Annotated in this window: 20 protein-coding genes and 1 pseudogene; 13 read left to right on the plus strand and 8 right to left on the minus strand. The window is 67.8% G+C overall.

The window, feature by feature from the left end; all coding sequences use genetic code 11:
* Positions 1 to 93 precede the first annotated feature (93 nt).
* Genes ACW5E8_RS13075 through yidD form a run of 3 tightly spaced genes read right to left on the minus strand, consistent with a single transcriptional unit; the run spans position 94 to position 2,530 of the window.
* Positions 94 to 951 (minus strand): M23 family metallopeptidase, encoded by an 858-nt coding sequence (locus tag ACW5E8_RS13075; RefSeq protein ID WP_456965952.1) that lies wholly within the window; start codon positions 949 to 951, stop codon positions 94 to 96.
* Positions 948 to 2,294, minus strand: a complete 1,347-nt coding sequence (locus ACW5E8_RS13080) for a dihydroorotase (protein ID WP_456965953.1) — start codon at positions 2,292 to 2,294, stop codon at positions 948 to 950. Before ACW5E8_RS13080 ends, ACW5E8_RS13075 begins: the two co-directional genes overlap by 4 nt.
* A complete protein-coding gene (yidD, locus tag ACW5E8_RS13085; protein ID WP_456965954.1) occupies positions 2,291 to 2,530 on the minus strand; it encodes a membrane protein insertion efficiency factor YidD in 240 nt (79 codons plus the stop codon). The genes ACW5E8_RS13080 and yidD overlap by 4 nt, the downstream gene beginning before the upstream one ends.
* A gap of 264 nt (positions 2,531 to 2,794) precedes the next feature.
* Here yidD and dksA point away from each other — a divergent pair, with 264 nt between their 5' ends.
* Positions 2,795 to 3,826: an RNA polymerase-binding protein DksA gene (gene dksA / locus ACW5E8_RS13090; protein WP_456965955.1), complete on the plus strand. Its 1,032-nt coding sequence runs from the start codon at positions 2,795 to 2,797 to the stop codon at positions 3,824 to 3,826.
* A 79-nt stretch (positions 3,827 to 3,905) separates the two neighbouring features.
* Here dksA and ACW5E8_RS13095 read toward each other — a convergent pair whose 3' ends face one another.
* The 3 genes from ACW5E8_RS13095 to cysS all read right to left on the minus strand — a co-directional run bounded on the left by ACW5E8_RS13095 (position 3,906) and on the right by cysS (position 7,590).
* Positions 3,906 to 5,591 carry an AMP-binding protein gene (locus tag ACW5E8_RS13095; RefSeq protein ID WP_456965956.1) on the minus strand — a complete coding sequence of 562 codons (1,686 nt, stop codon included), beginning with the start codon at positions 5,589 to 5,591 and terminating at the stop codon, positions 3,906 to 3,908.
* Positions 5,592 to 5,723: 132 nt separating this feature from the next.
* Entirely contained in the window at positions 5,724 to 6,167 is a 444-nt protein-coding gene (locus ACW5E8_RS13100; RefSeq protein WP_456965957.1) for a SufE family protein, read from the minus strand.
* A 4-nt stretch (positions 6,168 to 6,171) separates the two neighbouring features.
* Entirely contained in the window at positions 6,172 to 7,590 is a 1,419-nt protein-coding gene (gene cysS, locus ACW5E8_RS13105) for a cysteine--tRNA ligase (RefSeq protein WP_456965958.1), read from the minus strand.
* Positions 7,591 to 7,689: 99 nt separating this feature from the next.
* Between cysS and ACW5E8_RS13110 the strand changes: the two genes are divergently transcribed.
* The 8 genes from ACW5E8_RS13110 to ACW5E8_RS13145 all read left to right on the plus strand — a co-directional run bounded on the left by ACW5E8_RS13110 (position 7,690) and on the right by ACW5E8_RS13145 (position 17,026).
* Complete coding sequence (locus tag ACW5E8_RS13110; RefSeq protein ID WP_456965959.1) at positions 7,690 to 8,187, plus strand: hypothetical protein; 498 nt, start codon at positions 7,690 to 7,692, stop codon at positions 8,185 to 8,187.
* A gap of 241 nt (positions 8,188 to 8,428) precedes the next feature.
* Positions 8,429 to 9,448 carry an N-acetylornithine carbamoyltransferase gene (locus tag ACW5E8_RS13115; RefSeq protein WP_456965960.1) on the plus strand — a complete coding sequence of 340 codons (1,020 nt, stop codon included), beginning with the start codon at positions 8,429 to 8,431 and terminating at the stop codon, positions 9,446 to 9,448.
* 47 nt (positions 9,449 to 9,495) lie between these two features.
* Positions 9,496 to 10,710, plus strand: coding sequence for an argininosuccinate synthase (locus ACW5E8_RS13120; RefSeq protein WP_456965961.1), 1,215 nt, complete (start codon positions 9,496 to 9,498; stop codon positions 10,708 to 10,710).
* Between the two features lie 24 nt (positions 10,711 to 10,734).
* The gene (locus ACW5E8_RS13125; RefSeq protein WP_456965962.1) at positions 10,735 to 11,844 is read left to right on the plus strand and encodes an acetylornithine deacetylase; all 1,110 of its coding nucleotides are present in this window, start codon (positions 10,735 to 10,737) and stop codon (positions 11,842 to 11,844) included.
* A 286-nt stretch (positions 11,845 to 12,130) separates the two neighbouring features.
* Positions 12,131 to 13,468 carry an acetylglutamate kinase gene (locus tag ACW5E8_RS13130; RefSeq protein WP_456965963.1) on the plus strand — a complete coding sequence of 446 codons (1,338 nt, stop codon included), beginning with the start codon at positions 12,131 to 12,133 and terminating at the stop codon, positions 13,466 to 13,468.
* On the plus strand, positions 13,461 to 14,471 hold the full coding sequence (argC, locus tag ACW5E8_RS13135) for an N-acetyl-gamma-glutamyl-phosphate reductase (protein ID WP_456965964.1): 1,011 nt from the start codon (positions 13,461 to 13,463) through the stop codon (positions 14,469 to 14,471). Before ACW5E8_RS13130 ends, argC begins: the two co-directional genes overlap by 8 nt.
* Positions 14,472 to 14,602: 131 nt before the next feature.
* Positions 14,603 to 15,898, plus strand: coding sequence for an argininosuccinate lyase (gene argH / locus ACW5E8_RS13140; protein WP_456965965.1), 1,296 nt, complete (start codon positions 14,603 to 14,605; stop codon positions 15,896 to 15,898).
* Between the two features lie 93 nt (positions 15,899 to 15,991).
* Entirely contained in the window at positions 15,992 to 17,026 is a 1,035-nt protein-coding gene (locus ACW5E8_RS13145) for a patatin-like phospholipase family protein (protein ID WP_456965966.1), read from the plus strand.
* Positions 17,027 to 17,142: 116 nt separating this feature from the next.
* On the opposite strand, the gene ACW5E8_RS13150 is transcribed toward ACW5E8_RS13145, so the two are convergent.
* Positions 17,143 to 18,390, minus strand: a complete 1,248-nt coding sequence (locus tag ACW5E8_RS13150; RefSeq protein WP_456965967.1) for an MFS transporter — start codon at positions 18,388 to 18,390, stop codon at positions 17,143 to 17,145.
* A gap of 222 nt (positions 18,391 to 18,612) precedes the next feature.
* A complete protein-coding gene (locus tag ACW5E8_RS13155; RefSeq protein WP_456965968.1) occupies positions 18,613 to 19,203 on the minus strand; it encodes a hypothetical protein in 591 nt (196 codons plus the stop codon).
* Positions 19,204 to 19,488: 285 nt separating this feature from the next.
* Here ACW5E8_RS13155 and ACW5E8_RS13160 point away from each other — a divergent pair, with 285 nt between their 5' ends.
* The 4 genes and pseudogenes from ACW5E8_RS13160 to ACW5E8_RS13175 all read left to right on the plus strand — a co-directional run bounded on the left by ACW5E8_RS13160 (position 19,489) and on the right by ACW5E8_RS13175 (position 23,411).
* Positions 19,489 to 20,490 (plus strand): hypothetical protein, encoded by a 1,002-nt coding sequence (locus ACW5E8_RS13160; RefSeq protein WP_456965969.1) that lies wholly within the window; start codon positions 19,489 to 19,491, stop codon positions 20,488 to 20,490.
* 607 nt (positions 20,491 to 21,097) lie between these two features.
* Positions 21,098 to 21,184: pseudogene (locus ACW5E8_RS13165) on the plus strand (twin-arginine translocase subunit TatC); the annotation flags it as partial.
* Positions 21,185 to 21,339: 155 nt separating this feature from the next.
* Complete coding sequence (locus tag ACW5E8_RS13170) at positions 21,340 to 22,047, plus strand: hypothetical protein (RefSeq protein WP_456965970.1); 708 nt, start codon at positions 21,340 to 21,342, stop codon at positions 22,045 to 22,047.
* A 233-nt stretch (positions 22,048 to 22,280) separates the two neighbouring features.
* Positions 22,281 to 23,411, plus strand: coding sequence for a peptidoglycan-binding protein (locus tag ACW5E8_RS13175; protein WP_456965971.1), 1,131 nt, complete (start codon positions 22,281 to 22,283; stop codon positions 23,409 to 23,411).

The following is a 23,411-nucleotide window of genomic DNA, read 5'->3' on the forward strand; positions in this document are numbered from 1 at the left end:
GATCAGGCGAAAGGCAGCTTGATCCCTTGCTCTATCCGCGTGAATCCGTGTGATCCGCGTCATCCGTGGCAACGCTTTGCTCCAATGCCACAGCTACGGTCGCTCCAGGACAAGCAGCGGATCGACGCGGACGTCGAACCAGTTCATGCCCCAGTGCAGGTGTGGGCCGGTGGCGCGGCCGGTGGCGCCGACGGCGGCGAAGTCCTGGCCCTGTTCGACGCGGTCGCCCTCCGCGACGTCGATGCGCGAGAGATGCAGGAAGTTGGAGCTGACGCCGTGGCCGTGGTCGATCACCACGGTGCCGCCGGTGAGGTACAGGCCGGGATCGGCAAAGGTGACCACGCCGGCGGCCGGCGCCTTGACGGGCGTGCCGGTGGGCGCGGCGATGTCCATGCCGGAGTGCCCGGCGCCCGGCTTTCCGTTGTAGATGCGGCCACTGCCGAAGCGGCCGCTGATGCGGCCCTCGACCGGGCGGATGAAGGGCTGGGCGAAGTCCGCGCGGTCGTCGTCGCGCGTGCGCACGGCGGTGACGCGCGCCTGCTCGCGGCGGATGCGCTCGGCGATTGCCGGCGGCGGGTCGACGGTCTTCGGGGGCACGCCGTTGACGCGCTCCATCGGCCAGTCGCGCGGGTCCACCAGGATGGTGGCGTCGGTCCGGCTGCCGTCGGGGCGGATGACCGCCACCCGCAACGGACCCGTCGCATCGCGGCCGACGCCGAATACCACCGTGCCGTAGCCGGTGCTGCGCAGCACGCGGTCGCCAAATTCGACGCGGCTGCCAGGCGGCACCTTGCCCAGCACCAGGGCACCCTGCTGCACGCGTTCCGGAAACACCACGCGCATATCGGCCGCGGCCTCGGGCGATGCCATCGCCGGCACCGCCTGCGCCAGGGCCAGCGCCCAGGGCAGGGTGGACAGCAGCCCGACCACCAGCACGCCGCCAAACTTCATCGCGCGAAATCCAGGCGACGGCCGTTCGGCGCACCGACCAGTGCGCTTCCGTCCCAGGCCAGTTCGCCGTTGACCCAGGTCGACGCGATCCGCGAGCGGAAGGTGGTGCCCTCGAACGGCGACCAGCCGCACTTGGACAGCACGTCCGCGCGCTTCACGGTGAACGGGGTGTCCTCCACCAACACCAGGTCGGCGTGGTAGCCCTCGCGCAGGAAGCCGCGCTCGGCCACGTCGAACAGCTGTGCCGGCGCATGCGCGAACTTCTGCACCACGCGCGCGGTGTCGAAGTGGCCCTCGTGCACGCACTCCAGCGCCGCCACCAGCGCGTACTGCACCAGCGGCAGCCCGCTGGGGGCACGCACATACGGCGCCTGCTTCTCCTCCCAGGTGTGCGGGGCGTGGTCGGTGGCGAGCACGTCGATCACATCGTCGGCCAGCGCGCGCAGCAGCGCCTCGCGGTCGCTGGCGTCCTTGATCGCGGGGTTGCACTTGATCTGGTGGCCCAGGCGCGCGTAGTCGGCGCGGTCGAAGCGCAGGAAGTGGATGCAGGTCTCGGCGGTGATGCGCTTGCGCAGGCGGCCGTCGGCGTCGACCAGCGGGCCGCGCTCGAACAGCGCCAGCTCGTCGGCGGTGGAGATGTGCAGCACGTGCAGGCGGGTGTCGTGGCGGCGCGCCAGTTCCAGCGCCAGGCGCGTGGACTTGATGCAGGCCTCGCGCGAGCGGATATCCGGGTGCAGCTCCGCGGGGATGTCCTCGCCGTACTGCGCGCGGGCCGCCGACAGCGCCGCGTCGATCATCGGCGTGTCCTCGCAGTGGGTGATGATCGGCACCGGCGTGTCGCGGAAGATCGCGTCGAGCGTGTCCGGATCGTCGACCAGCATGTTGCCGGTAGACGCGCCCATGAACACCTTCAGCCCCGGGGTGGCGCGCGGGTCGATGGCGCGCACGGCGGCGAGGTTGTCGTTGCTGGCGCCCATGTAGAAGCCGTGGTTGGCACGTGCGCGGCCGGCGGCGCGGGCGTACTTGTTTTCCAGGGCCGCGGCGTCGAGCGTCGGCGGGCTGGTGTTGGGCATGTCCATGAAGCTGGTCAGGCCGCCGGCCACGGCCGCGCCGGATTCCGTGGCCATGTCGGCCTTGTACTCCATCCCCGGCTCGCGGAAGTGCACCTGGTCGTCGATCATTCCCGGCAGCAGGCGGCGGCCGGCGGCGTCGACCACGGTCTCGCCGGCGCTCGGGGAGAGGCTGCCGATGGCGTCGATGCGGCCGCCGCGGATGCGCAGGTCGGCGTTGAACTCCCGGCCTTCGTTGACCAGGCGGGCGTTGAGAATGAGGGTGTCGGTCATCGTGGGGAAGGTCCGTCGTCGCGGGGCGGCACGGGGTCCAGGCCGCCGGGGTGGAGGGGATGGCAGCGACCGACGCGCTTCGCGGCCAGCCAGCTGCCGCGCAGGGCGCCGTGCAGCGAGATCGCCTGCATCGCGTATTCCGAGCAGGAGGGCAGGAAACGGCAGCGCGGGCCGAGCAGGGGGCTGACCCAGCGTTTGTAGCCGCGCAGCAGCGCGATGAGGGTGCGGTCGATCAAGGGAAGGTCGGCAGGATTCGGGGGCGCGGCGCGCCGCGGTTGCCGCTATAGTCAGGGCAGGGTATAACAGCCCGCTTTCCCGTCCAAGCGCGGGAGTGTGGCACCGGCCACAGGGCGTTCATCAGGGCGCTCCCGGTGGCCGGATACGTCAATCGTCGCCGCGCCGCGGCCACGCATCGGTGAATGCCCCGCTCCCACCGCTTGTACGGTGGTCGGCCGCGTGCAACGCGGTCGGCGCCCACTTCCCAAGAAGGATCGCCGAACGTGGCAGTGAAGAAGACCGTCAAGAAGGCCGCCAAGGCGGCCAAGCCCGCAGCCAAGAAGGTTGCGAAGGCCGCTCCGAAGAAGGCGGCCGCGAAAAAGCCAGTGGCGAAGAAGGCCGCTCCAAAGAAGGCCGTCAAGGCGCCCGCGGTGAAGAAGGCCGCTCCGGCGAAGAAGGCCGCTCCGTCCAAGGCCGCGGTGAAGAAGGCTGTGGCGAAGAAGACGCCCGCAACGAAGGCCGCCGTCAAGAAGGTCGCCCCGGTAAAGCCCGTGGCGAAGACATCCACCAGCAAGGCGCCGGCCAAGGCGACGAAGCCGGCGGTTGCCAAGAAGCCCGCAGTGAAGACCCCCGCAGTGAAGAAGCCAGTTCCCGCCAAGGCGCCCGCCGCCAAGGCCGTGACGCCGAAGCCGGCGCCCGCACCCGCAGCCCCGCCGAAGAAGTCCTCGGCCAAGAAGGCCAGCGCCAAGCCCTCGACCAAGGTCGCGCCGGTGCCCGTGACGCGCCAGGCGCCGCCGCGCACGGTGGGCAAGGTCGCGGTCGCGGTGACCAATCGTCCGGCCCAGCCGCCCGCGCCGAAGACGCGCTACAAGACCATTCCGCACAAGATCGACGAGGCTACCGGCCGCCCGATCCTGCCCAAGGGCTACAAGCCCGACCCCGACGAGGAGTACATGAGCGCGCTCCAGCTCGAGTACTTCCGCCAGCGCCTGGCGGACTGGCGCGCCGACCTGGTTGAGGAGTCCAAGCAGACCATCGAGAACCTCAAGGACGAAGTGCGTGACGTCGGCGACGACGCCGAGCGCGCCACCCGCGAAACCGAGAACTCGCTGGAACTGCGTACCCGCGACCGCTACCGCAAGCTGATCGGCAAGATCGACAGCACGCTCAAGCGCGTCGACTCCGGCGAGTACGGTTTCAGCGTCGATTCCGGCGAAGAGATCGGCCTGGACCGCCTCGAGGCGCGCCTCACCGCCGAGCGCACCATCGACGAGCAGGAGCGCTGGGAGCACCTGCAGAAGCAGATGGGCGACTGATCCCGCTGCGTGCTGGACAGTTGTAGACCGGAAAGCCCCGCTGATGCGGGGCTTTCTCTTTGGGCGGTCCGGTGGCCGCTCAGCCGAGCCGCTTTGCCATTTCCGAGGCCATGAGGTGCTTCTGCACCTTGCCCGACACCGTCATCGGGTAGCCGTCGACGAACTCGATGTAGCGCGGGATCTTGTAGTGGGCGATGCGGCCGCGGCAGTAGGCGCGGATGTCGTCGGCGCCCACGGTGGCACCGTCGACCCGGCGGATCCAGGCGCAGGCCTCCTCGCCGAACTTGGCATCGGGCACGCCGAACACCTGCACGTCGGCGATCCCGGGATGGGTGTGGAGGAACTCCTCGATCTCGCGCGGATAGATGTTCTCGCCGCCGCGGATCAGCATGTCCTTGAGCCGGCCGACGATGCGGCAGTAGCCGTCCTGGTCGATGGTGGCGAGGTCGCCGGTATGCATCCAGCCGTCGCCGTCGATCGCCTCGGCGGTGCGCGCCGGGTCGTTCCAGTAGCCGCGCATGACCGAATAGCCGCGGGTCAGCAGTTCGCCGATCGTGCCGCAGGGCACGGTGCTGCCGCCTCCATCGACGATGCGCACCTCGACGTGCGGATGGATGCGGCCGACGGAGTCGATGCGGCGTTCGAGCGCATCGTCGTGCGTGGTCTGGAAGCTGACCGGGCTGGTTTCGGTCATGCCGTAGCAGATGGTGACCTCGGACATGTGCATCCGTTCCATGACCCGACGCATGAGTTCTACCGGACAGTTGGACCCGGCCATGATCCCGGTGCGCAGCGTGGACAGGTCGAACTCGGCGAAGCGGGGGTGGTCGAGCATCGCGATGAACATGGTCGGTACCCCGTGCAGGCCGGTGCAGCGTTCTTCCTGCACCGCCTGCAGCGTGGCCAGCGCATCGAAGCCCTCGCCGGGCAGCACCATGCAGCTGCCGTGGGTCACGCAGGCCATGTTGCCCAGCACCATGCCGAAGCAGTGGTAGAAGGGCACCGGAATGCACAGGCGGTCGTCTTCGGTCAGGCCCATGCGCTCGCCGATGAAGAACCCGTTGTTGACCACGTTGTGGTGGCTGAGCGTGGCGCCCTTGGGCTCGCCCGTGGTTCCCGAGGTGAACTGGATGTTGATCGCATCGTGCGGGTCGAGCAGCGGCTGCAGCGCGTCGAGCCGGGCATGCGCATCCGGATCATCGCAGCCGGCGATGTCGTCGAAGCGCCAGGCGCCGGGGACCGCGTCGCCGTCGCCGAGCACGATCACATGGCGCAGGTCGGGAAGTCGCGCGGCGCGCAGCCCGCCCGGCGCGGCGTCGCCGAGTTCGGGCGTCACCTCCTGCAGCATCCCGACGTAGTCCGACGTCTTGTAGGCGCGTACCAGCACCAGCGCCTTGCAGCCGACCTGGGCGAGGGCGTACTCCAGCTCGTGAGTGCGGTAGGCAGGATTGATGTTGACCATCACCAGCCCCGCGCGTGCGCTGGCGAACTGCAGCACCACCCATTCCACGCGGTTGAGCGACCAGATGCCGATGCGGTCGCCGCGCTCCAGGCCCAGCGCCAGGAGTCCGGCCGCCAGGCGGCTGACGGCGTCGTCGAACTCGCGCCAGGTCCAGCGCACGCCCTGCGGCGGCACCACCAGTGCCGACCCCTCGGGCCAGGTGCGCGCGATCCGCGCCAGCATGCCGCCGACGGTCTCGCGCAGCAGCGGTTGCGAGGTGTCCCCGCGGACGTGGCTGGGGCGGATTTCCGGCTGCGTGGTCATGGTGGTGGGCGGGCGCTGGCGTGGGAAATCACAGGGTAACGGCAGCGCCCGGGGGCTTGCACGGGACGCTGCGTCGCGCAGGAGGACGCCTTCCCTGGCCTGGGCCGGCCGTGGTGCCGGGCCCCGCCGTGTTCACGCCAGCGCGCGCTGGGCCGCGTCGCGGATGGAGGTGAGCAGGGACGCCAGGCCGTTGTTGCGGGTGGGCGACAGGTGCTTGGCCAGCCCGATGTCGGCGATATAGGACGGGTCGTTGTCGAGGATCTCGCGCGCGCTGCGTCCGGAGTACACGCGCAGTGCGAGGTAGACCAGGCCCGACACGATGGCGGAGTCGCTGGCGGCGGCGAAGTCCATGCGGTCGGCGTCGCCCGTGGGCACGATCCAGACCATCGACTGGCAACCGTGCAGGCGGTGCGCCTCGGTGCGGAAGTCATCCGGGAAGTCCGGCAGCTTGCGCCCGAGGTCGATCAGGTACTGGTAGCGCTCGGACCAGTCGCCGAAGAAGGCGAACTCGTCGCGGATCGCGGCCTGGGCCTCGGCGGCCGTGGATTCAAGCGGGAAGGGGGTGCTGGCGTCCATTGTTTCAGCCTCGCTTCCAGCGTACGCCCTGGGGCGTGTCTTCCAGGATCACGCCTTCGCGGGCGAGCTGGTCGCGGATGGCGTCGGCGCGGGCGAAGTCGCGCGCCTGCTTGGCGGCGGTGCGTTCCTCGACCAGCGCCTGGATGCGGGTGTCGTCGTCGCCGGAGGTGCCGCGCCCGAACCAGGCGGCTGGCCCCTGTTGTAGCAGGCCCAGGGCGCGGCCACCGGCACGCAGGCTGGCGCCGAGCGTGGCCAGGGCCAGCAGCGGGCCGTCACCTGCCGCGTCACCCTGTGCAATCGCGTTGCGCAGTACGCGTGCGTTGCCGGCGATGGCCGCGAGCTCCGCCAGGGCCTGTGGCGTGTTGAGGTCGTCGTCGAGCGCGCCTTCGATCGCGTCGGGAATCGCGGCGTCCGGGGCCGTGCCCGCCGGCACCAGCGCGTCGACATCGCGCAGGGTTCCGTAGAGGCGGTCCAGGGTGCGCACGCTCTGCTCGACCAGGCCGTCCGACCACTCCAGCGGCTGCCGGTAATGCGCCGACATCAGCGCGTGGCGCAGCGCCTCGGGTGGGTGTTGGCGCACCAGGTCGTGCACCTTTTCGATGTTGCCCACCGACTTCGACATCTTGGCGCCGCCGAAGTTGAGCATGCCGTTGTGCAGCCAGAAGCGCGCGAACACTGCGCCGCCATGGGCGCATTCGCTCTGCGCGATCTCGTTCTCATGGTGCGGGAACTGCAGGTCGACGCCGCCGGCGTGGATGTCGATGGTCTCGCCCAGGTGGGCGGCGGCCATCGCCGAGCATTCGATGTGCCAGCCCGGCCGGCCATGGCCCCAGGGCGATGCCCAGCCGGGCAGGTCGCCGGTCGACGGCTTCCAGAGCACGAAGTCGCCCGGGTCGCGCTTGTACGGCGCCACTTCGACCCGCGCCCCGGCCAGCATGTCCTCGAGCTCGCGGCGCGAAAGCTTGCCGTAACCATCGAAGCTTCCGACCGCGAACAGCACATGGTCCTCGGCGGCATAGGCGTGGCCGCGTTCGACCAGGCGCTCGATCATCGCCACGATCTGCGTGATGTGCGCGGTGGCCTCGGGCTCGATGTCCGGGGGCGCCACGCCCAGCGCCGCCATGTCCTCGCGGTAGGCGGCGGCGAAGCGGTCGGTGATGGCCGAAATCGGCACGCCCTGTTCGGCGGCGGCGGCGTTGATCTTGTCGTCGACGTCGGTGATGTTGCGGGCGTAGGCCAGGGGGCCGAAGCGGCGGCGCAGCAGGCCGGCCAGCACGTCGAACACCACCGGCCCGCGCGCGTTGCCGATGTGCACGTAGTTGTAGACCGTGGGTCCACAGACGTACATCGTGGTGCGCGCAGGGTCGCGGGGCTGGAAGTCCTCGACCCGGCGGGTGAGGCTGTTGAAGAGTCTGAGGGTCATTTCGAAGGCCGTCGGCAGGCCATCGATTCTACCGGCGGGGCGTCGTGACAGCCACGATTCAGCCGTTGGCCGCTGCCAGCGCCTACACTCGCGGATCGCATGCACTCCTTCCCGCCCACGACCCGGTGGCTGCCGCTGCTGCTCGCGCCTGCGCTCGCGGCGGCGCCCGCGTGGGCCCAGCACACGGTGATCCAGGCCGAGAACGTGCGCTACGAATACGCCCAGGTCCTGCGCGCCGAGCCGGTCTACCAGACCCTGCGCGCCACGAGCGTGATCGAGCGCTGCGAGCAGTCGAGCATGGTCGGCCCCGAGGAAGGCGAGGAACGGCGCGGCCTGTCCCGCGTCGTGGGCGCCGTCCGCGACGTGCTTACGCCCAATCGCAACGACAGCGCGCGCGAGGTCGTCGGCGACGGCGAGGTCGACGACGATTGCCGGATGGTGCCGGTGGAGCGCGAGTTCCGCCGGCCGATCGCCTATGACGTCGATTACCTGGTCCGTGGCGTCAAATACCGCTCGCGGCTGCCGAACGATCCCGGCAACCGGCTGCGGGTGAAGGTGGCCGTGACCCCCGTGGTGGCGGGGGGCAACGTCGAATGACGGGCCGTGCGGACCGCTTGCGGGCCGCTCCGCCGCGTGGGAAGATTGCCGCAATGCAGCACGTCCGCGCCCTCGTCCATGGTCTCCTCACCTCCGCCCGCATGGCGGCTGGCATGACCTCGCGCGCGCGTCGACCGGAAGCCCACGTTCCCCTGGGTTAGGACCGGACAACGCCTGTTTTCCGTCTTCAGAAGCCCGGCCCGAGCCGGGTTTTTTCGTTTTCGATTCCATGGACTCCGCCATGACCTCCGCACCGCAGCACTTCCTCAACACCCAGGACTGGACCCGCGCCCAGCTCGACGCCGTCCTCGCGGACGCCGCGCGCATGAAGCGCGAGCCGATCGGCGACGCGCTCAGGGGCAAGTCCATCGCCCTGGTGTTCTTCAATCCCTCGATGCGCACCCGCACCAGCTTCGAGCTGGGTGCCTTCCAGCTGGGCGGCCACGCCGTGGTGCTGCAGCCGGGCAAGGATGCCTGGCCGATCGAGTTCGAGCTGGGCACGGTGATGGACGGCGAGACCGAGGAGCACATCGCCGAGGTCGCGCGGGTGCTGAGCCAGTACGTCGACCTGATCGGCGTGCGCGCCTTCCCGAAGTTCATCGACTGGTCGGTCGACCGCGAAGACCGCGTGCTCAAGGGCTTCGCGAAATACGCAACGGTGCCGGTGATCAACATGGAAACCATCACCCATCCCTGCCAGGAGCTGGCGCATGTGCTGGCGCTGCAGGAGCACTTCGGCAGCGCCGACCTGCGCGGAAAGAAGTACGTGCTGACCTGGACCTACCACCCCAAGCCGCTCAACACCGCAGTCGCCAACTCGGCGCTGACCATCGCCACGCGCATGGGCATGGACGTGACCCTGCTGTGTCCGACGCCCGAGTACATCCTCGACGAGCGCTACATGGACTGGGCCGAGGCCAACGTCGCCGAGAGCGGCGGCTCGCTGAGCGTCAGCCACGACATCGACAGCGCCTACGCGGGCGCCGACGTGGTCTATGCCAAGAGCTGGGGCGCGCTGCCGTACTTCGGCAACTGGGCGCCGGAACAGCCGATCCGCGACCAGTACAAGCACTTCATGGTCGACGAAGCCAAGATGGCGCTGACCCGCGACGGCGTCTTCAGCCACTGCCTGCCGCTGCGGCGCAACGTCAAGGCCAGCGACGCGGTGATGGATTCGCCGCGTTGCATCGCCGTGCAGGAGGCGGGAAACCGGCTGCACGTGCAGAAGGCGGTGATGCGCACGCTGGTTGGCGCGCACTGACGGCCCACCTGACGGCCACCCACCATCCCCCCATCCAGAGATCCGAAATGAACGCTGCTTCCGCCTCCGAATCCAAAGACATCGTCCTCGCCTTTTCCGGCGGCCTCGACACCAGCTTCTGCGTGCCGTGGCTGAAGGAGCGCGGCTGGGCCGTGCACACCGTGTTCGCCGATACCGGCGGCGTGGGCGCCGACGAGCGCGAGGCGATCGAGAAGCGCGCCGCGGAGCTCGGCGTTGCAAGCCACGTCACCATCGATGGCGGCCCGGCGATCTGGGACGGCTTCGTGAAGCCCTTCGTCCAGGCCGGCGAGGCCTACCAGGGCCAGTACCCGCTGCTGGTGTCCGACCGCTACTTGATCGTCGACGCCGCACTGGCACGCGCGAGGGATCTGGGAACGAACGCGATCGCGCATGGCTGCACCGGCATGGGCAACGACCAGGTGCGCTTTGACCTGGCGGTGAAGGCGTCGGGCGGCTACCGCATCGTGGCGCCGGTCCGCGAGATCCAGAAGGAACACACCCAGACCCGCGCCTACGAGCAGGCCTACCTGGAGGAACGCGGCTTCGGCGTGCAGACGCGGCAGAAGAGCTACACGATCAACGAGAACCTGCTGGGCGTGACCCTGTCGGGCGGCGAGATCGATCGCTGGGAAGCACCGGGCGAAGGTGCCCGCGGCTGGTGCGCGCCGCGCAGCGCCTGGCCGTCCGAGCCGCTGCAGGTCTGGCTGCGCTTCGTCGGTGGCGAAGCGGTGGCGATCGATGGCGAAGAGACGCCGGGCGCGCAGCTGCTGGGCCGGTTGAACACCATGTTTTCGTCCTACGGCGTGGGCCGCGGGGTCTATACCGGTGACACCACCATCGGCCTGAAGGGCCGCATCGTGTACGAGGCGCCCGGCCTGACCGCGCTGCTGGCCGCGCATCGCGCGCTGGAAGAAGCGGTACTGAGCAAGCAGCAGAACCGCTACAAGCCCGAGGTCGGCCGCAAGTGGGTCGAGCTGGTGTACGAAGGCTTCTACCACGACCCGCTGAAGACCGACCTCGAGGCCTTCCTGGCCTCGTCGCAGCGCATGGTCAACGGCGAGGTGATGCTCGAGACCCGCGGCGGCCGCGTCGACGCGGTGGCCGTGCGATCCCCGCACATCCTCAACGCCAGCGGCGCCACCTACGCGCAGTCCGCCGACTGGGGCGTGGAAGAGGCCGAGGGCTTCATCAAACTCTTCGGAATGAGCAGCACCCTGTGGGCCGAGATCAACAAGTCGTGAGCCGCTCCCACTGGAGTTCCCGTCGTGATTGACAGGGTCCTGGAGCACCTGGCCGCGCTGGTGTCGTTCGACACCCGGAATCCGCCGCGGGCGATCGATACCGGCGGCATCTTCGATTACATCCGCGCGCAGCTGCAGGACTTCGAGGTCAGCGTGACCGACCACGGCGCTGGCGCGGTGTCGCTGTTCGCGCGTCGTGGCCAGCCGTCATTGCTGTTCAACGTGCACCTCGACACCGTGCCCGACTCCCCGGCGTGGACCGCGGACCCGCACGTGCTGCGGGTGACGGACGGGCGCGCGATCGGCCTTGGCGCCTGCGACATCAAGGGCGCGGCCGCCGCGCTGATCGCCGCCGCCCAGGCGGTGCCGGGCGATGCCGCCTTCCTGTTCAGCAGCGACGAAGAGGCCAATGACCCGCGCTGCATCGCCGCCTTCCTGGCCAGCGACCACGGTTTCCGCCAGGTGCTGGTGGCCGAGCCCACCGGCTGTGAGGCCGTGCTCGCGCATCGCGGCATCGCCGCGGTGCAACTGCGCTTCCACGGCGAGGCGGGTCACGCATCCGGAGCCCAGGCGCTGTCGGCGAGCGCCGTGCACAAGGCGATGCGCTGGGGCGTCGACGCGCTGGCTCTGGCCGAAGCCGAGGCGCACCAGCGCTTCGGCGGCCTGACCGGCCTGCGCTTCAACATCGGTCGCGTCGAGGGCGGCATCAAGGCGAATGTCATCGCGCCCGCGGCCGAAGTCCGCTTCGGCTTCCGCCCGTTGCCCTCGCATGACGTCGACGACCTGCACGCGCGTTTCGCCGCGCTCGCAGCCGAATGCAGCGACTACGCCGCCACCTTCCACGGCCCCTCGCTGCCCGCCGGCGACACCGCCAGCGCCGAGGAGCGCCGCCTGGCGGCACGCGACCTCGCCGACGACCTCGGGCTGCCTATCGGCCCCGCGGTCGACTTCTGGACCGAAGCCTCGCTCTTCTCCGCCGCCGGCTTCGACGCCATCGTCTTCGGCCCCGGCCACATCGCCCAGGCCCACACCGCCGACGAATGGGTCGCGCTTGACCAGCTGCGTACCTATGCCGCGGCGGTGGCGCGGATCATTGAAGGCAAGGGCATTTCAGCCACGGATTTACGCGGATAAGCGCGGATAGAGCAAAGGCAGAAAAATGGAAGCGTTCTTTGCCACGGATTGGCGCGGATAACGCGGATCAGAGCGAGGCCAGCTGGATCACCGCGCCCTTCTCCACAACGCATTTTTTCCAACAAGGATTCCCGCTTCGAACTTGCCTCAGCAAAATCCGCGTAATCCGCGTAATCCGCGCCAATCCGTGGCAGAAAAAGCTTTTGCTCTATCCGCGCTTATCCGCGCAAATGCGTGGCAAAAAGCTCTTCCCCCTCTCCATCCAGACCTCACGAAGCAGCAACCCATGCAAGCACACGTACAGACCCGCCAGACCATTGTTCGACTGTTGTCGGGGATGGGCAGCGCGAAAGAGATCAGCCAGTACCTGAAGCGGTTTTCGCAGCTGGATGCGAAGCGCTTCGCGGTGGTGAAGGTCGGGGGCGCTGTGCTGCGCGACGACCTGGATGCGCTGACGTCGTCGCTGGCGTTCCTGCAGCAGGTCGGGCTGACCCCGATCGTGGTGCATGGCGCGGGACCGCAGCTGGACGAGGCCATGCGCGAGGCCGGGATCGAGAAGCGGACCGTCGACAACCTGCGCTACACCGATGCCGCGGGGCTGGCGATCGTGCGGCGGGTGATGCGGCAGCAGAACCTGCGGCTGGTGGAGGCGCTGCAGGTCGAGGGCGTGCGCGCGACGTCGATCCAGTCGGGCGTGTTCGAGTGTGCCTTCCTCGATCAGGCCCGCTATGGGCTTGTGGGGCAGGTCGCGCGCGTGGATACCGATGGCATCGGCGCGGCGATCAAGGCCGGGTCGATTCCTGTAATCACTTCGCTGGGCGAAACCGCCGACGGGCAGATCGTCAACGTCAACGCCGACTGGGCCGCGAACGAGCTGATCAAGACCCTGCAGCCGTACAAGATCGTGTTCCTCACCGGGACCGGCGGCCTGCTTGGTCCCGACGACAAGGTGATCGACTCGATCAACCTCAGCACCGAGTACGCGGAGCTGATGGCGCAGCCCTGGCTGCATTCGGGCATGCGCGTGAAGATCGAGCAGATCCACGATCTGCTGATGGCGCTGCCGCATTCATCGTCGGTGTCGATCACGCGGCCCGACCAGCTGGCGCGCGAGCTGTTCACGCACAAGGGGTCGGGCACGCTGGTGCGGCGGGGCGAGCGCGTGCTGCGCGCGACGGCCTGGGACTCGCTGGACCTGCCACGCCTGCGTGCGCTGATCGAGTCGGCCTTCGGGCGTGCGCTGCTGCCGGACTACTTCGAGCGCACGCCGCTGCTGCGGGCCTACGTGAGCGAGAACTACCGCACCGCGGTGATCCTGACCGAGGTCGACGGCGTGCCTTACCTCGACAAGTTCGCGGTGCTCGACGACGCCCAGGGCGAAGGCCTGGGGCGCGCGGTCTGGCAGGTGATGCACGAAGAGACGCCGACGCTGTTCTGGCGCTCGCGCAACAGCAACGGCGCGAATGCCTTCTACTACGCCGAATCCGATGGCTGCCTGAAGCAAGGGCCGTGGAAGGTATTCTGGTACGGCATGGACGGGTTCCCGATGATCGAGCGCGCGGTCGCGCACTGCGCCCAGCGTCCGGCGACACTCGCTGACAGGCAGGAGGCAAGCCATGGCTAGGACCGTTGGTATCGTCGGCGCGCGAGGCCACACCGGCGCAGAGCTGATCCGCCTGCTCGCTGCGCACCCGGGCTTCGAGCTGGCGGCGGTGTCTTCGCGCGAACTCGATGGCCAGCGCGTGGCCGACCACGTGCCCGGCTTCCAGGGCGGGCTGCGCTATGCCAGCCTCGCGCACGACGAACTCGGAAGCCTCGCGCTCGATGCGTGGGTGCTGGCGCTGCCCAACGGCAAGTCCGACGCCTGCGTCGCATCGCTGGCAGCATCCGACGCAGAGCCTGTAATCGTCGATCTGTCCGCCGACCATCGCTTCAACGACGGCTGGTACTACGGCCTTCCGGAGCTGACCCGCGACACCTATGCAGGACAGCGCCGCATCGCCAACCCCGGCTGCTATGCCAGCGCCATGCAGCTCGCCATCGCGCCTGTGCACGACCTGGTCGAAGGTCCGGTGCAGTGCTTCGGCGTCTCCGGTTACTCCGGCGCGGGCACCACCCCGTCGGACCGCAACGATGCCGACAAACTCCGTGACAACCTCATGCCCTACGCACTCGTCGACCACCTGCACGAGCGCGAGGTCACGCGCCACCTCGGCACGCCGGTGGAGTTCATGCCGCACGTCGCGCCGCACTTTCGTGGCATCACCCTGACGGCGAACATGCACCTGCGCGCGCCGATGCATCGCGATGCGGTGGAGGCGCGCTACCGTGAACGCTATCGTGACGAGCCCCTGCTGCGCGTCACCGGCGACGCGCCCTGGGTGAGCCACATCGCCGGCCGCCACGGCGTCGAGATCGGCGGCTTCACGCTGTCCGCCGACGGCCGCAGGCTGGTGGTGGTGGCCACGCTCGACAACCTGCTCAAGGGCGCCGCCACGCAGGCGCTGCAGAACCTCAACCTTGCCTTCGGTTTCGAAGAGGTCCTTGGCATTCCGCTGGATGCCGCGGCCGCCACGGACAGCGTCCCATCACACCCGCTGTCCCAACCACTATCCCACCCCCTGTAGGAGCAGCTATAGCTGCGACCCAATCCCTGTGGGAGCAGCTATAGCTGCGATCGGATTCCTCCAGGATGTTGCAATCGCGGCTATAGCCGCTCCCACAGAAGCGACACCCCACGTTCCGGAGAGCACGCACCATGTCCGACCTCCTGTGGCAGAAACCCGGCGTCACCGTCGATGCCGACATCCAGGCCTTCCTGGCCGGCGACGACGTGGTGCTGGACCGCGACTTCTTCCTGCACGACATCCAGGCCAGCCGCGCGCACGCCGAGGGCCTGCAGCGCATCGGCATCCTCACTGGGGACGAGCTCGCCGGCATCGCGCGCGAACTCGATGCGCTGGCCACGGATTTCAGCGACGGCCGCTTCGTGCTCGACGCGCGCTACGAGGACGGCCACTCGGCGATCGAGGCGCGGCTGACCGAACGCCTGGGCGATGCCGGCCGCCGCATCCACACCGGGCGCAGCCGCAACGACCAGGTGCTGGTGGCCACGCGGCTGTGGCTGAAGGAGAAGCTGGCGCGCACGCACGCGCTGTGCGTGGAGGCCGCCGGCATCGCGCTGGACCGCGCGCAGGCCGAAGCCGACGTGCCCCTGCCGGGCTACACCCACCTGCAGCGCGCGGTGGTTTCGTCGCTCGGCATGTGGTGGGCGGCCTGGGCCGAGGCGTTCATCGACAACGCCGTGCGCGCCCGCGACACGCTTGCCTGGATCGACGCCAACCCGCTCGGCAGCGCTGCCGGCTACGGCGTGAACCTGCCGCTGGACCGCGAGCACACCACCGCCGCGCTCGGCTTCGGCCGCATGCAGGTGGCGGCGACCTATGCCCAGCTGTCGCGCGGCAAGTTCGAGATGGCGGCGATCGAAGCGCTGTCCAGCGCGATGCTCGACCTGCGCCGCCTGGCCTGGGACCTGAGCCTGTTCACCGCCGGCGAATTCGGCTTCGTGAAGCTCCCGGCGCAGTACACCACCGGCAGCTCGATCATGCCCAACAAGCGCAATCCCGACGTCATCGAGCTGATGCGCGCGACCTATGCCAGCGTGGCCGCCGCGCGCTGCGAGATCGAACAACTCCTCTCGCTGCCCTCCGGCTACCACCGCGATTTGCAGCTGTCGAAGGGCGCGCTGTTCCATGGTTTCGGCAAGGGCCTGCAGGCGCTGGCGCTGCTGCCCGACCTGCTGCGCAACCTCGACTGGGACACGGAGCGCATGCGCGCCGCGCTGGAGCCGTCGATGTATGCGACCGACCTGGCCGTCGACATGGCGCGCGAAGGCATTCCGTTCCGCGATGCCTATCGGCAGGCTGCCGATCCGGCGCGCTGGGCGGAGGGCGATCCGGCTGCCAGCCTGGCGGCGCGGGTGTCGCCGGGTGCGTCGGGCGGACTGCGCCTGGACGCGCTGCGCGCACGGCTGCAGGCGCTGGCCATTTCCTGATCCCGGCGCGCGCTCATGCTGGCCCCTGCGCGTGTTCGCGCTGACGACATATCCGCGTGACAATGCCCGCATGCGGACCCGGATGACCAGGCGGTGAGCCAAGCCACGTCGAAGCGGCGGAAGCGCACCGCAGCCCGGCCTCTCAGCCTCGCGCTGCAAGGCGGCGGCGCCCACGGAGCATTCACCTGGGGCGTGCTCGACGCCCTGCTCGAGGACGGCCGCTTCGACCTGCGCGGTGCCAGCGGCACCAGTGCCGGCGCGATGAACGCCGTGGTGCTTGCGCATGGCCTGCTTGAAGGCGGCCGCGATGGCGCACGTGAAGCCCTGGCCCGCTTCTGGAGCGCGGTCGGCGGGAGTGGATCGCTGTTGCACGCCGGCTCCGGGACCAGCGATGGCCGGCCCTCGCCGATGGCCGCCCTGATGCTGCAGTGGAGTGGCTTCCTCGCGCCGGCGCAGTTCAACCCCTTGGGCTACGACCCGCTGCGCGGCATCGTCGAAGCGCAGGTCGATTTCGAGCGCCTGCGTGCGCAGCGCCGCTTCGACCTGTTCATTGCCGCCACCCATGCCAACACCGGTCGCCTGCGGCTGTTCCGCACCCCGGAAATGAGCACGGATGCAGTGCTGGCCTCGGCCTGCCTGCCGGCGCTGTACAAGGCGGTGGAAATCGACGGTGAACCCTACTGGGATGGCGCCTTCGCGGCCAACCCGCCGGTGCTGCCGCTGCTGGCCGAGTGCCGGGTGGAGGACGTGCTGATGGTGCTGCTGAGTCCGGCCACGCACGGCGACACGCCGCGCACCGCGTCCGAGATCCGCGACCGCTCGCAGGCGCTGGCGTTCAATGCCGCCTTTCTTGCCGAGATGCGCAGCCTGATCCGCATGCGCGAGTTCATGCGCCGCTCGGTCGTGCCCTGGCTGGTCAAGGAGCATCCGGTGCGCCGCAAGCGCCTGCACCTCATCGCCGACGACGAGCTGATGGCGCAGCTCGACGACGACTCGAAGTCGACCACGAGCCTGCCGTTCCTCGAAACCCTGCGTGACCATGGCCGCAGCCGGACCCAGGAGTGGCTGGCGGGCGACGCCGCCCTGGTGGGCAAGCATTCGACCGTCGATATCGCGTCTTTCCGTTGAGCTTTGCCGGCTCGGGCGGCGATCCGTGCAGGTCGTCATAGCCAGTGTTTCGAAGTGTCGGAATGCGTCAACGATTGCCGTCGTTCCGGAGCGCCGATGTCCGCGTGTCTGGCCGCTTATCGGATGTCTTCAAGATAGCGCGGCTGGCACGCCTGCCAGGCACCCGCCAGCATCAGCACCACGCTCGCGGCCAGCATCGCGAACGGCCAGGCCAGGCCGCCGGTCGCGTCCTTGAGGATGCCGAACAGCAGCGGTCCGAGGCAGGCCAGCGAGTAGCCCACGCCTTGGGTGAAGCCCGACAGCGCCGCCGAGCCGGTCGGCGTGCGCGTGCGCAGGTTGATCAGGGTCAGGCCGAGCGGGAAGGTGCAGCCACCGATGCCGACCAGGGTGGCCCACAGCCACGGCGCCGACATCGGCGCCAGCCACAGGCCGGCGAACCCGGCGAACTGCGCCGCGGCGCAGCCAAGCGCGAGCACGAACGTGTTGGGCATGCGCACGGCCAGCGCCGGAACAACCAGGCCTCCGAGCAGGCTGAAGCCGGTGTACAGCGCCACCATTGCGCCGCCGAAGGCCGGCGAGGCACCGGCGTCGGTGAAGATGCGCGGCATCCAGGTGAACATCGCGTAGGTGGCCAGCGAGGTCATGCCGAACATCAGCGCCATGCCCCAGCCCAGCGAGGTGTGCCAGACGCGGCTGCGCGACGCGGGCGTGGATTCGAGATCGGTGGCGCCCGCGGCGGGGATGTCGTCGCCGTTGCCTGCCGCCGGTGCCGCATCCGTTCCCCGGCGCAGCAGCGCCAGCCACGGCAGCATCGCCACCAGCGCCGTCAGCGCCCACGCGCCCATCGACAGGCGCCAGCCGAAGGCGTTCGCCAGCGGCACCGCCAGCAGCGCGGCCATGATCGTGCCCGCCTGCAGCGCAGTGATGTAGACCACGCTCAGCATGCCGATGCGGTGGGGGAACCAGCGCTTCACCAGCGGTGGCAGCACCACGTTGCCGATGCCCATGCCGGCCAGCGAAACCAGCGAGCCGGCGACCAGCAGGCCCATGCCGCCGGCCAGCGAACGCAGCACCAGGCCGACGGCGGCGAGTGCCATCGCCAGCAGCACGGTGCGTTCGAGTCCGATGCGGCGCGCAAGGGCAGGGGTGGCGGCGCCGAAGGCCGCGAACGCGGCCGCCGGCAGCATGCCGATGAAGCCGGCCATGGTGGCGCCGAAGCCGAACTCGCGGCCGACCACGTCGAGCAGCGGCGTGATCGAGGTGACCGCAGTGCGCAGGTTGAAGGCGGCCAGCGTGATGCCCACGAGCGCCAGGAGCCAGCCGCGGGCAGCAGTACCGCCGGCGTGGGTAGGGGAGGCCGACATGCAGGGTGTCCAAGCGCCGAGAGGCGCAGAAAGCAGAAAACCGGCACGGCGACCGGTTTCAGGGGGTCATCTTCAGGTTCTGACGAGCCTGTGGAGCAGGATCCGACATCCTGTCCTCCGGCGCATTGCAGCATGGCCTGCCGAAGTCTTCAACCGGGAACTTCGCGTCCCGATGGTGGAATGGATTGAAGGATCACGCAACGGTGCGACACGGATTTCTTTTCACTCGTATTGAAGATCTGCACGCAGATCTCCGCATCTGAAGTAGCCTGGTTCATGCTCCCCTTCGAATCTTCTGGGCTCCCAACGGAGTATCCGTTGCTGGAGATCCAAACGGTATGTGTCAACGCCAAGGTCGTCGTCGGCGGCTGGTATGAAGTCGAAGCCGACTTGTACCGAGACCAGCCAGGAGCCATCGCCGAGATCCGCGATTTCCTTGACCACGTTGAAATTGCCTTCGCCATATTCGGAATGCTCGTGGATCAGCGTCGGCGTGATCACGATGCTTCCAACCATCGACATCCACCCTTCGTCGGTTTCACCGATGTCTTCGGGTAGCGCAAGGTATCTTTCACATTGTGCGCGGCCCGCGACATCATGCCGATGCCACACTCCGTGCACTGCCGTTGGGAGCGCGACCGGCTGGCTTCGTGGGTTCAACCGGGTCGAAGGGATGGCCGAAGGCGTTGCGGAGTGGGCATCGCGGACCATGCCGAGGCCGCTCAGGATGAGAACCAATAGCGCAGCAAGAAGGGCCGTGTACCTGTTGGGGAGTGGTGTGTAGCGGGCAAGTCGCGGCGCGGATTGCGCCATGCCGCTCTGCAGGGCCGGCTATCTGACTTGGTGACGGGGGCTCGTCGAGACGGGTGCCGGCGCCAGATGCCGGGGACGAGGGCCTGCGGGGGTTACCACCTGAGTTGCAGCTTCCAGCTTGGAATCCGGAGAAGTCCTACATCCCTAGCAGGGACGGAATCCACTCTTTCTCGCTAGACTGCCATTCGCAGCGTCACGAGACCGCAGGGGCGTGTGGTGCGCTCCGTGCCATGGATTCGTCGCTCGACAGGAAGTTGTGACATGCCCCCTAGACTCCTCGCAGCCTTGACCACGCTCGCAGCACTTTTGACAGCCTGCGAACCGGCTGTGCCGGCGGAGACGTTCGGCGCGCCCGGGGATCTGGCATATGCGGATATCCCCACTTCGCCGCTGGCATGGAAGGACGACGCTGTGGAATGGTTTGCGGTGGAGAAGGCCATGGGAGCGGAATGCGGGAGTGGGGCGATTACCGATCCACCCTTGGGGGACACTGCCTGCGCCGGGCAGTTGCCAGAACATTTGGCCTGGTTTCTGCGAAATATCCCGGAAGGCCACCCTTTTCTCACGGACGTGGAGCGCGACGAAGCTGCACGTGCCAGGCAGAATTTCAAGGCAGTACGCGGTTTGGGCCAGCGCCCCGACTTCGTGGCAACCATCCACCACTTCAGCCCGTTCTGGTTGCGCTCCTTCGAAGGCCCGGATCCGGATACCACGGTGTATCTTGTTTACGGTCCGCGTTGCGATGGTCTGTGGCGGAATCCTGACGACCCCTTCGAAGACAAATGCCATCCTGACCACACTTACCTGCGCGAGTTCAGGATATACCGCGTCCGCAAGGGCGGTGCGCCGGAGGACGTGACCCGAGAACTCGCGCCCCTCGCGCCAAACCTGGCCCCGGCGGAACACCGTCGTTACGGCCGCTATCTCGACCGGGAAGACGATGCCCTGGATGCGGATGTGCAGATGGACGTCACTCGATTGGTGTACGTGCCGGTGCTGCGTTGGGTACTCAGAGCGGTGCAGGAGGGCGACTACGATCCACCTCCCATGCCGGCTTCCGATCCGCGTGCGTTTGAGGACCAGGATTGGCGCGACCACTCTGCGCATTTCGGGTTCCTGGTCTGGACCGGGGAACGCTTCGAGTTGCGCGAAACGGTGCCCCCGGCGCTCTGGCCCTGCCGGACCGTACGTTCCAGCGGGCACGTCTGCGTCACCGGCTATGACAAGCATGCCGACCGCTATCTTGACCACATCGAGTCCCTGGAGCAGGGGAGAACATCGCCATAACCAATCCCCATCCCACCAACTCCACCAGGATCGACATCCGCGCTGCTGCGGACCGCGTGGTCGAGACGTTGCAGCGTTGCCGCAGGAATCAGGATCATCGGTGGCCCGAGATGTCTGCGCCGGCGATTCTGGCTTTCGAACGAACGGATATGACTTCGCGTGGCCGCATGGGCCATCCTGCTCCTCGCGCCAATCGTGGCCTGTGGCGACGATGGAAGCGCGACGACCCAGCCGCTGGAAGCCGCGGCCTCACTTAGGCAGTCTCCCTCGTCGGTCGCATCAGACACCTCGGGCTCCGCGGCGACGCACGATGCCAACCTGCTGATGATGCCCGGCTGCGTCCATGCGCCATCGACCGGCGAGGTGGCTTGTCCGTCGCTGGACTTCAACGAACTCTCCCGTGCGTTCTTCAATAGCGGAAACTGCAGGTCAGGTTCACGGCAAACCCATATGAGCTGCTGTATGAAGCCCCCCTTTAGGAACTGGTTGTCGCCGCCCTCGACGTTGTCCCAGTCCCTCGTTCACTTCATCAGGAATGCGCCATGCCCATGCCGGGCAGCGATACCAGCGAGACGGCTGGGGCACTCATGACGACGGAATGCGGAAGCCCCCGGACGTGATCTCGCAGCTGATGCCGGCGATCCCGATGTGTCTGCTGTACGAAGCCGGCATCTTCGATCCGCGAGGCCCGGCTTATCAACGTGGTGCCGGCCGACCGCTGACAGAGAGGACAGGAAACTTCCTACAGCGGTGCCACGGGAAAGTCGTCAGGATCACCAGTGGTACAAGATACCTACGCCAGTGATTCCGGGCTCCGAAGGAACGGATATGAGCATAAGAAGACTTCGCGTGGCTGCATGGGCCATCCTGCTCCTCGCTCCACTTGTCGCCTGCGGTGGTGAAGGCGGCGCGGTGACCACGCCGCCGGAAGCCTTGGCCCCACTTGGGCAGTCTCCCGCATCGGTCGAACCAGGCACCCCGGCCCCCGCGGCGACGCCCGATGCCGATCTGCCACCGATGATGCCCGGTCGCGTCCATGCGCCATTGACCGGTGAGGTGGCCTGTCCTTCGCTGGACTTCGACGAATTCATCCGTGCGTTCTTCAACAGCGGAGACCTGCAGGTCAGGTTCACGGCCAAGCCCGTGCGTTACAAGGTTCCATTTTACGATTATCACAATACTGAGCCTGGCGACCCCGGCAACCCGCAATGGGAGACGTTCGAGCGGGAAGGACCGGTACACGACCGCTATCGCTACGATCCTCATGTGCAGGCCTTCATCTCGGACAGCTCCAGGCTCCGTCCGGGCCAGCAATGGACTGGTCTTGATAAAGACGGGCAGCACGTCCCGAATCCGGTCACCGAACTGAGTATCCGGAAAGTGTCCGACATCGAATACGCTGTCGACACGCCCGGCCGCATCACGACATTCACCCAGCGCGAAAGCTGCTGGTACCTGACCAAGGACTGGACGTTGGACGCGTTCAAGGGCTGCCGATGGCCGGACGAATGTCGAGCATGGCGAGAGTATGAAGCGCCCTATTACGAAGATGATTGACGCCGGCCGATATCGTGCCAGTTCTTCGTCAACTGCATCCGGGAAACGCTATGACTTCGCAGGAGACCGCGCCCACGGCGCCGACGACTTATCGCGTCCAGCAACTGGGTCCCCCGCGGGACCCCAGTGGGGCGGAGGTCCAGATTCACGGCCGCGGAGTTCAGCGGAACGAGTCCGTTACCGGATTTGACAGCATGGTTCTTCACCATCCAGGGGACAACCGCGCAGCGAGAATGGAGAACGGCGTATTTGTTGCCGGTCAGAAAGGACGTGTCCATGCGTATATCGACGGGCGACTGGAAGAGATCGAGATTCCGCGGCGAACTACTCGCGGAGAGTTCCGGGATTATGACCTCGGGCCGGACCAAGTGTTGCTCAAGAAAGACCTCATCCTGTCACGTCCTGATCACGACCCATCAACTCGGCTCGGACGCAGCGTCGATGTTCCTTCTCCCGTGGCGGGGTTTGCAGGTGCACGGCGTGACCGCGAAGGGCTGGTGGATGTCCTCGATAAGCCGGGTGGAGAGGTGATCGCACGCTTCCGTCACATGAGTGATATCCGTGTGAATCCGGGCGATCGGGTGGAATATGGTCAGGCGCTCGGCGTCCAGGACAACGTGGGGACCGGTCCCATCCATGTTCATATGGAAATGGACACCCGCTATTACCAGCAGTTCCGAAATTATATCGATGACCTGACCAGCGGCAGACTTCCGATGGAGGCCGAGCATCGGGAGAACGTCCAGGCGCGCGCCGTAGTCGATGACGGCACGCTCCGCCTGGGCGAGTCTTCCGTCCGTATCCGTGATCTCCAGATGGTCATGGATGGGGAGGGTTACCGCGCGGCAAGCGGGAGGCCGCTGGATCTGGATGGCGTTTACAGGCTAGGCATGCAGGGTCCGTTGCTGGACTTCCAGCGCGCCCACGGCATTCCACAAACCGGAAGCATCGATCCGGCCACGCTGCGATTTGCTCCGCCGCTCCGCACCCGCGAGATCGACCGGCTGGACCACACGGAGGGTGGGCGCTTTCCTCCTGTCGACCGCAAGGCACCGAATGCGCCGGGGCATCCCGACCACCCGGATCATCGTTCCAAACTACCGGTGGATATGGAGCCAGCCATTAACCAACGTCGCGCGCAGGCGTTCCCTTCCTGCGATCCACAACTCGATCGGCTGATGACTGCATTGCGCGTCGATGACGACGGCGCCATTTCCCGCGTCTGTGCCGAGATCGCGCGATCACCGGATATGCAGGCCTTGCTCGCGCAGGGGCGCGAGACACTGACTGCCGAGCAGGCATCGGAACGCCGGCAGCCGGAGATGGTCCGAGACGTTCAGGCGCCTGTGCTGTCCCACTGTTGA

It is taken from the genome of Luteimonas sp. A649 (genome assembly GCF_054072735.1).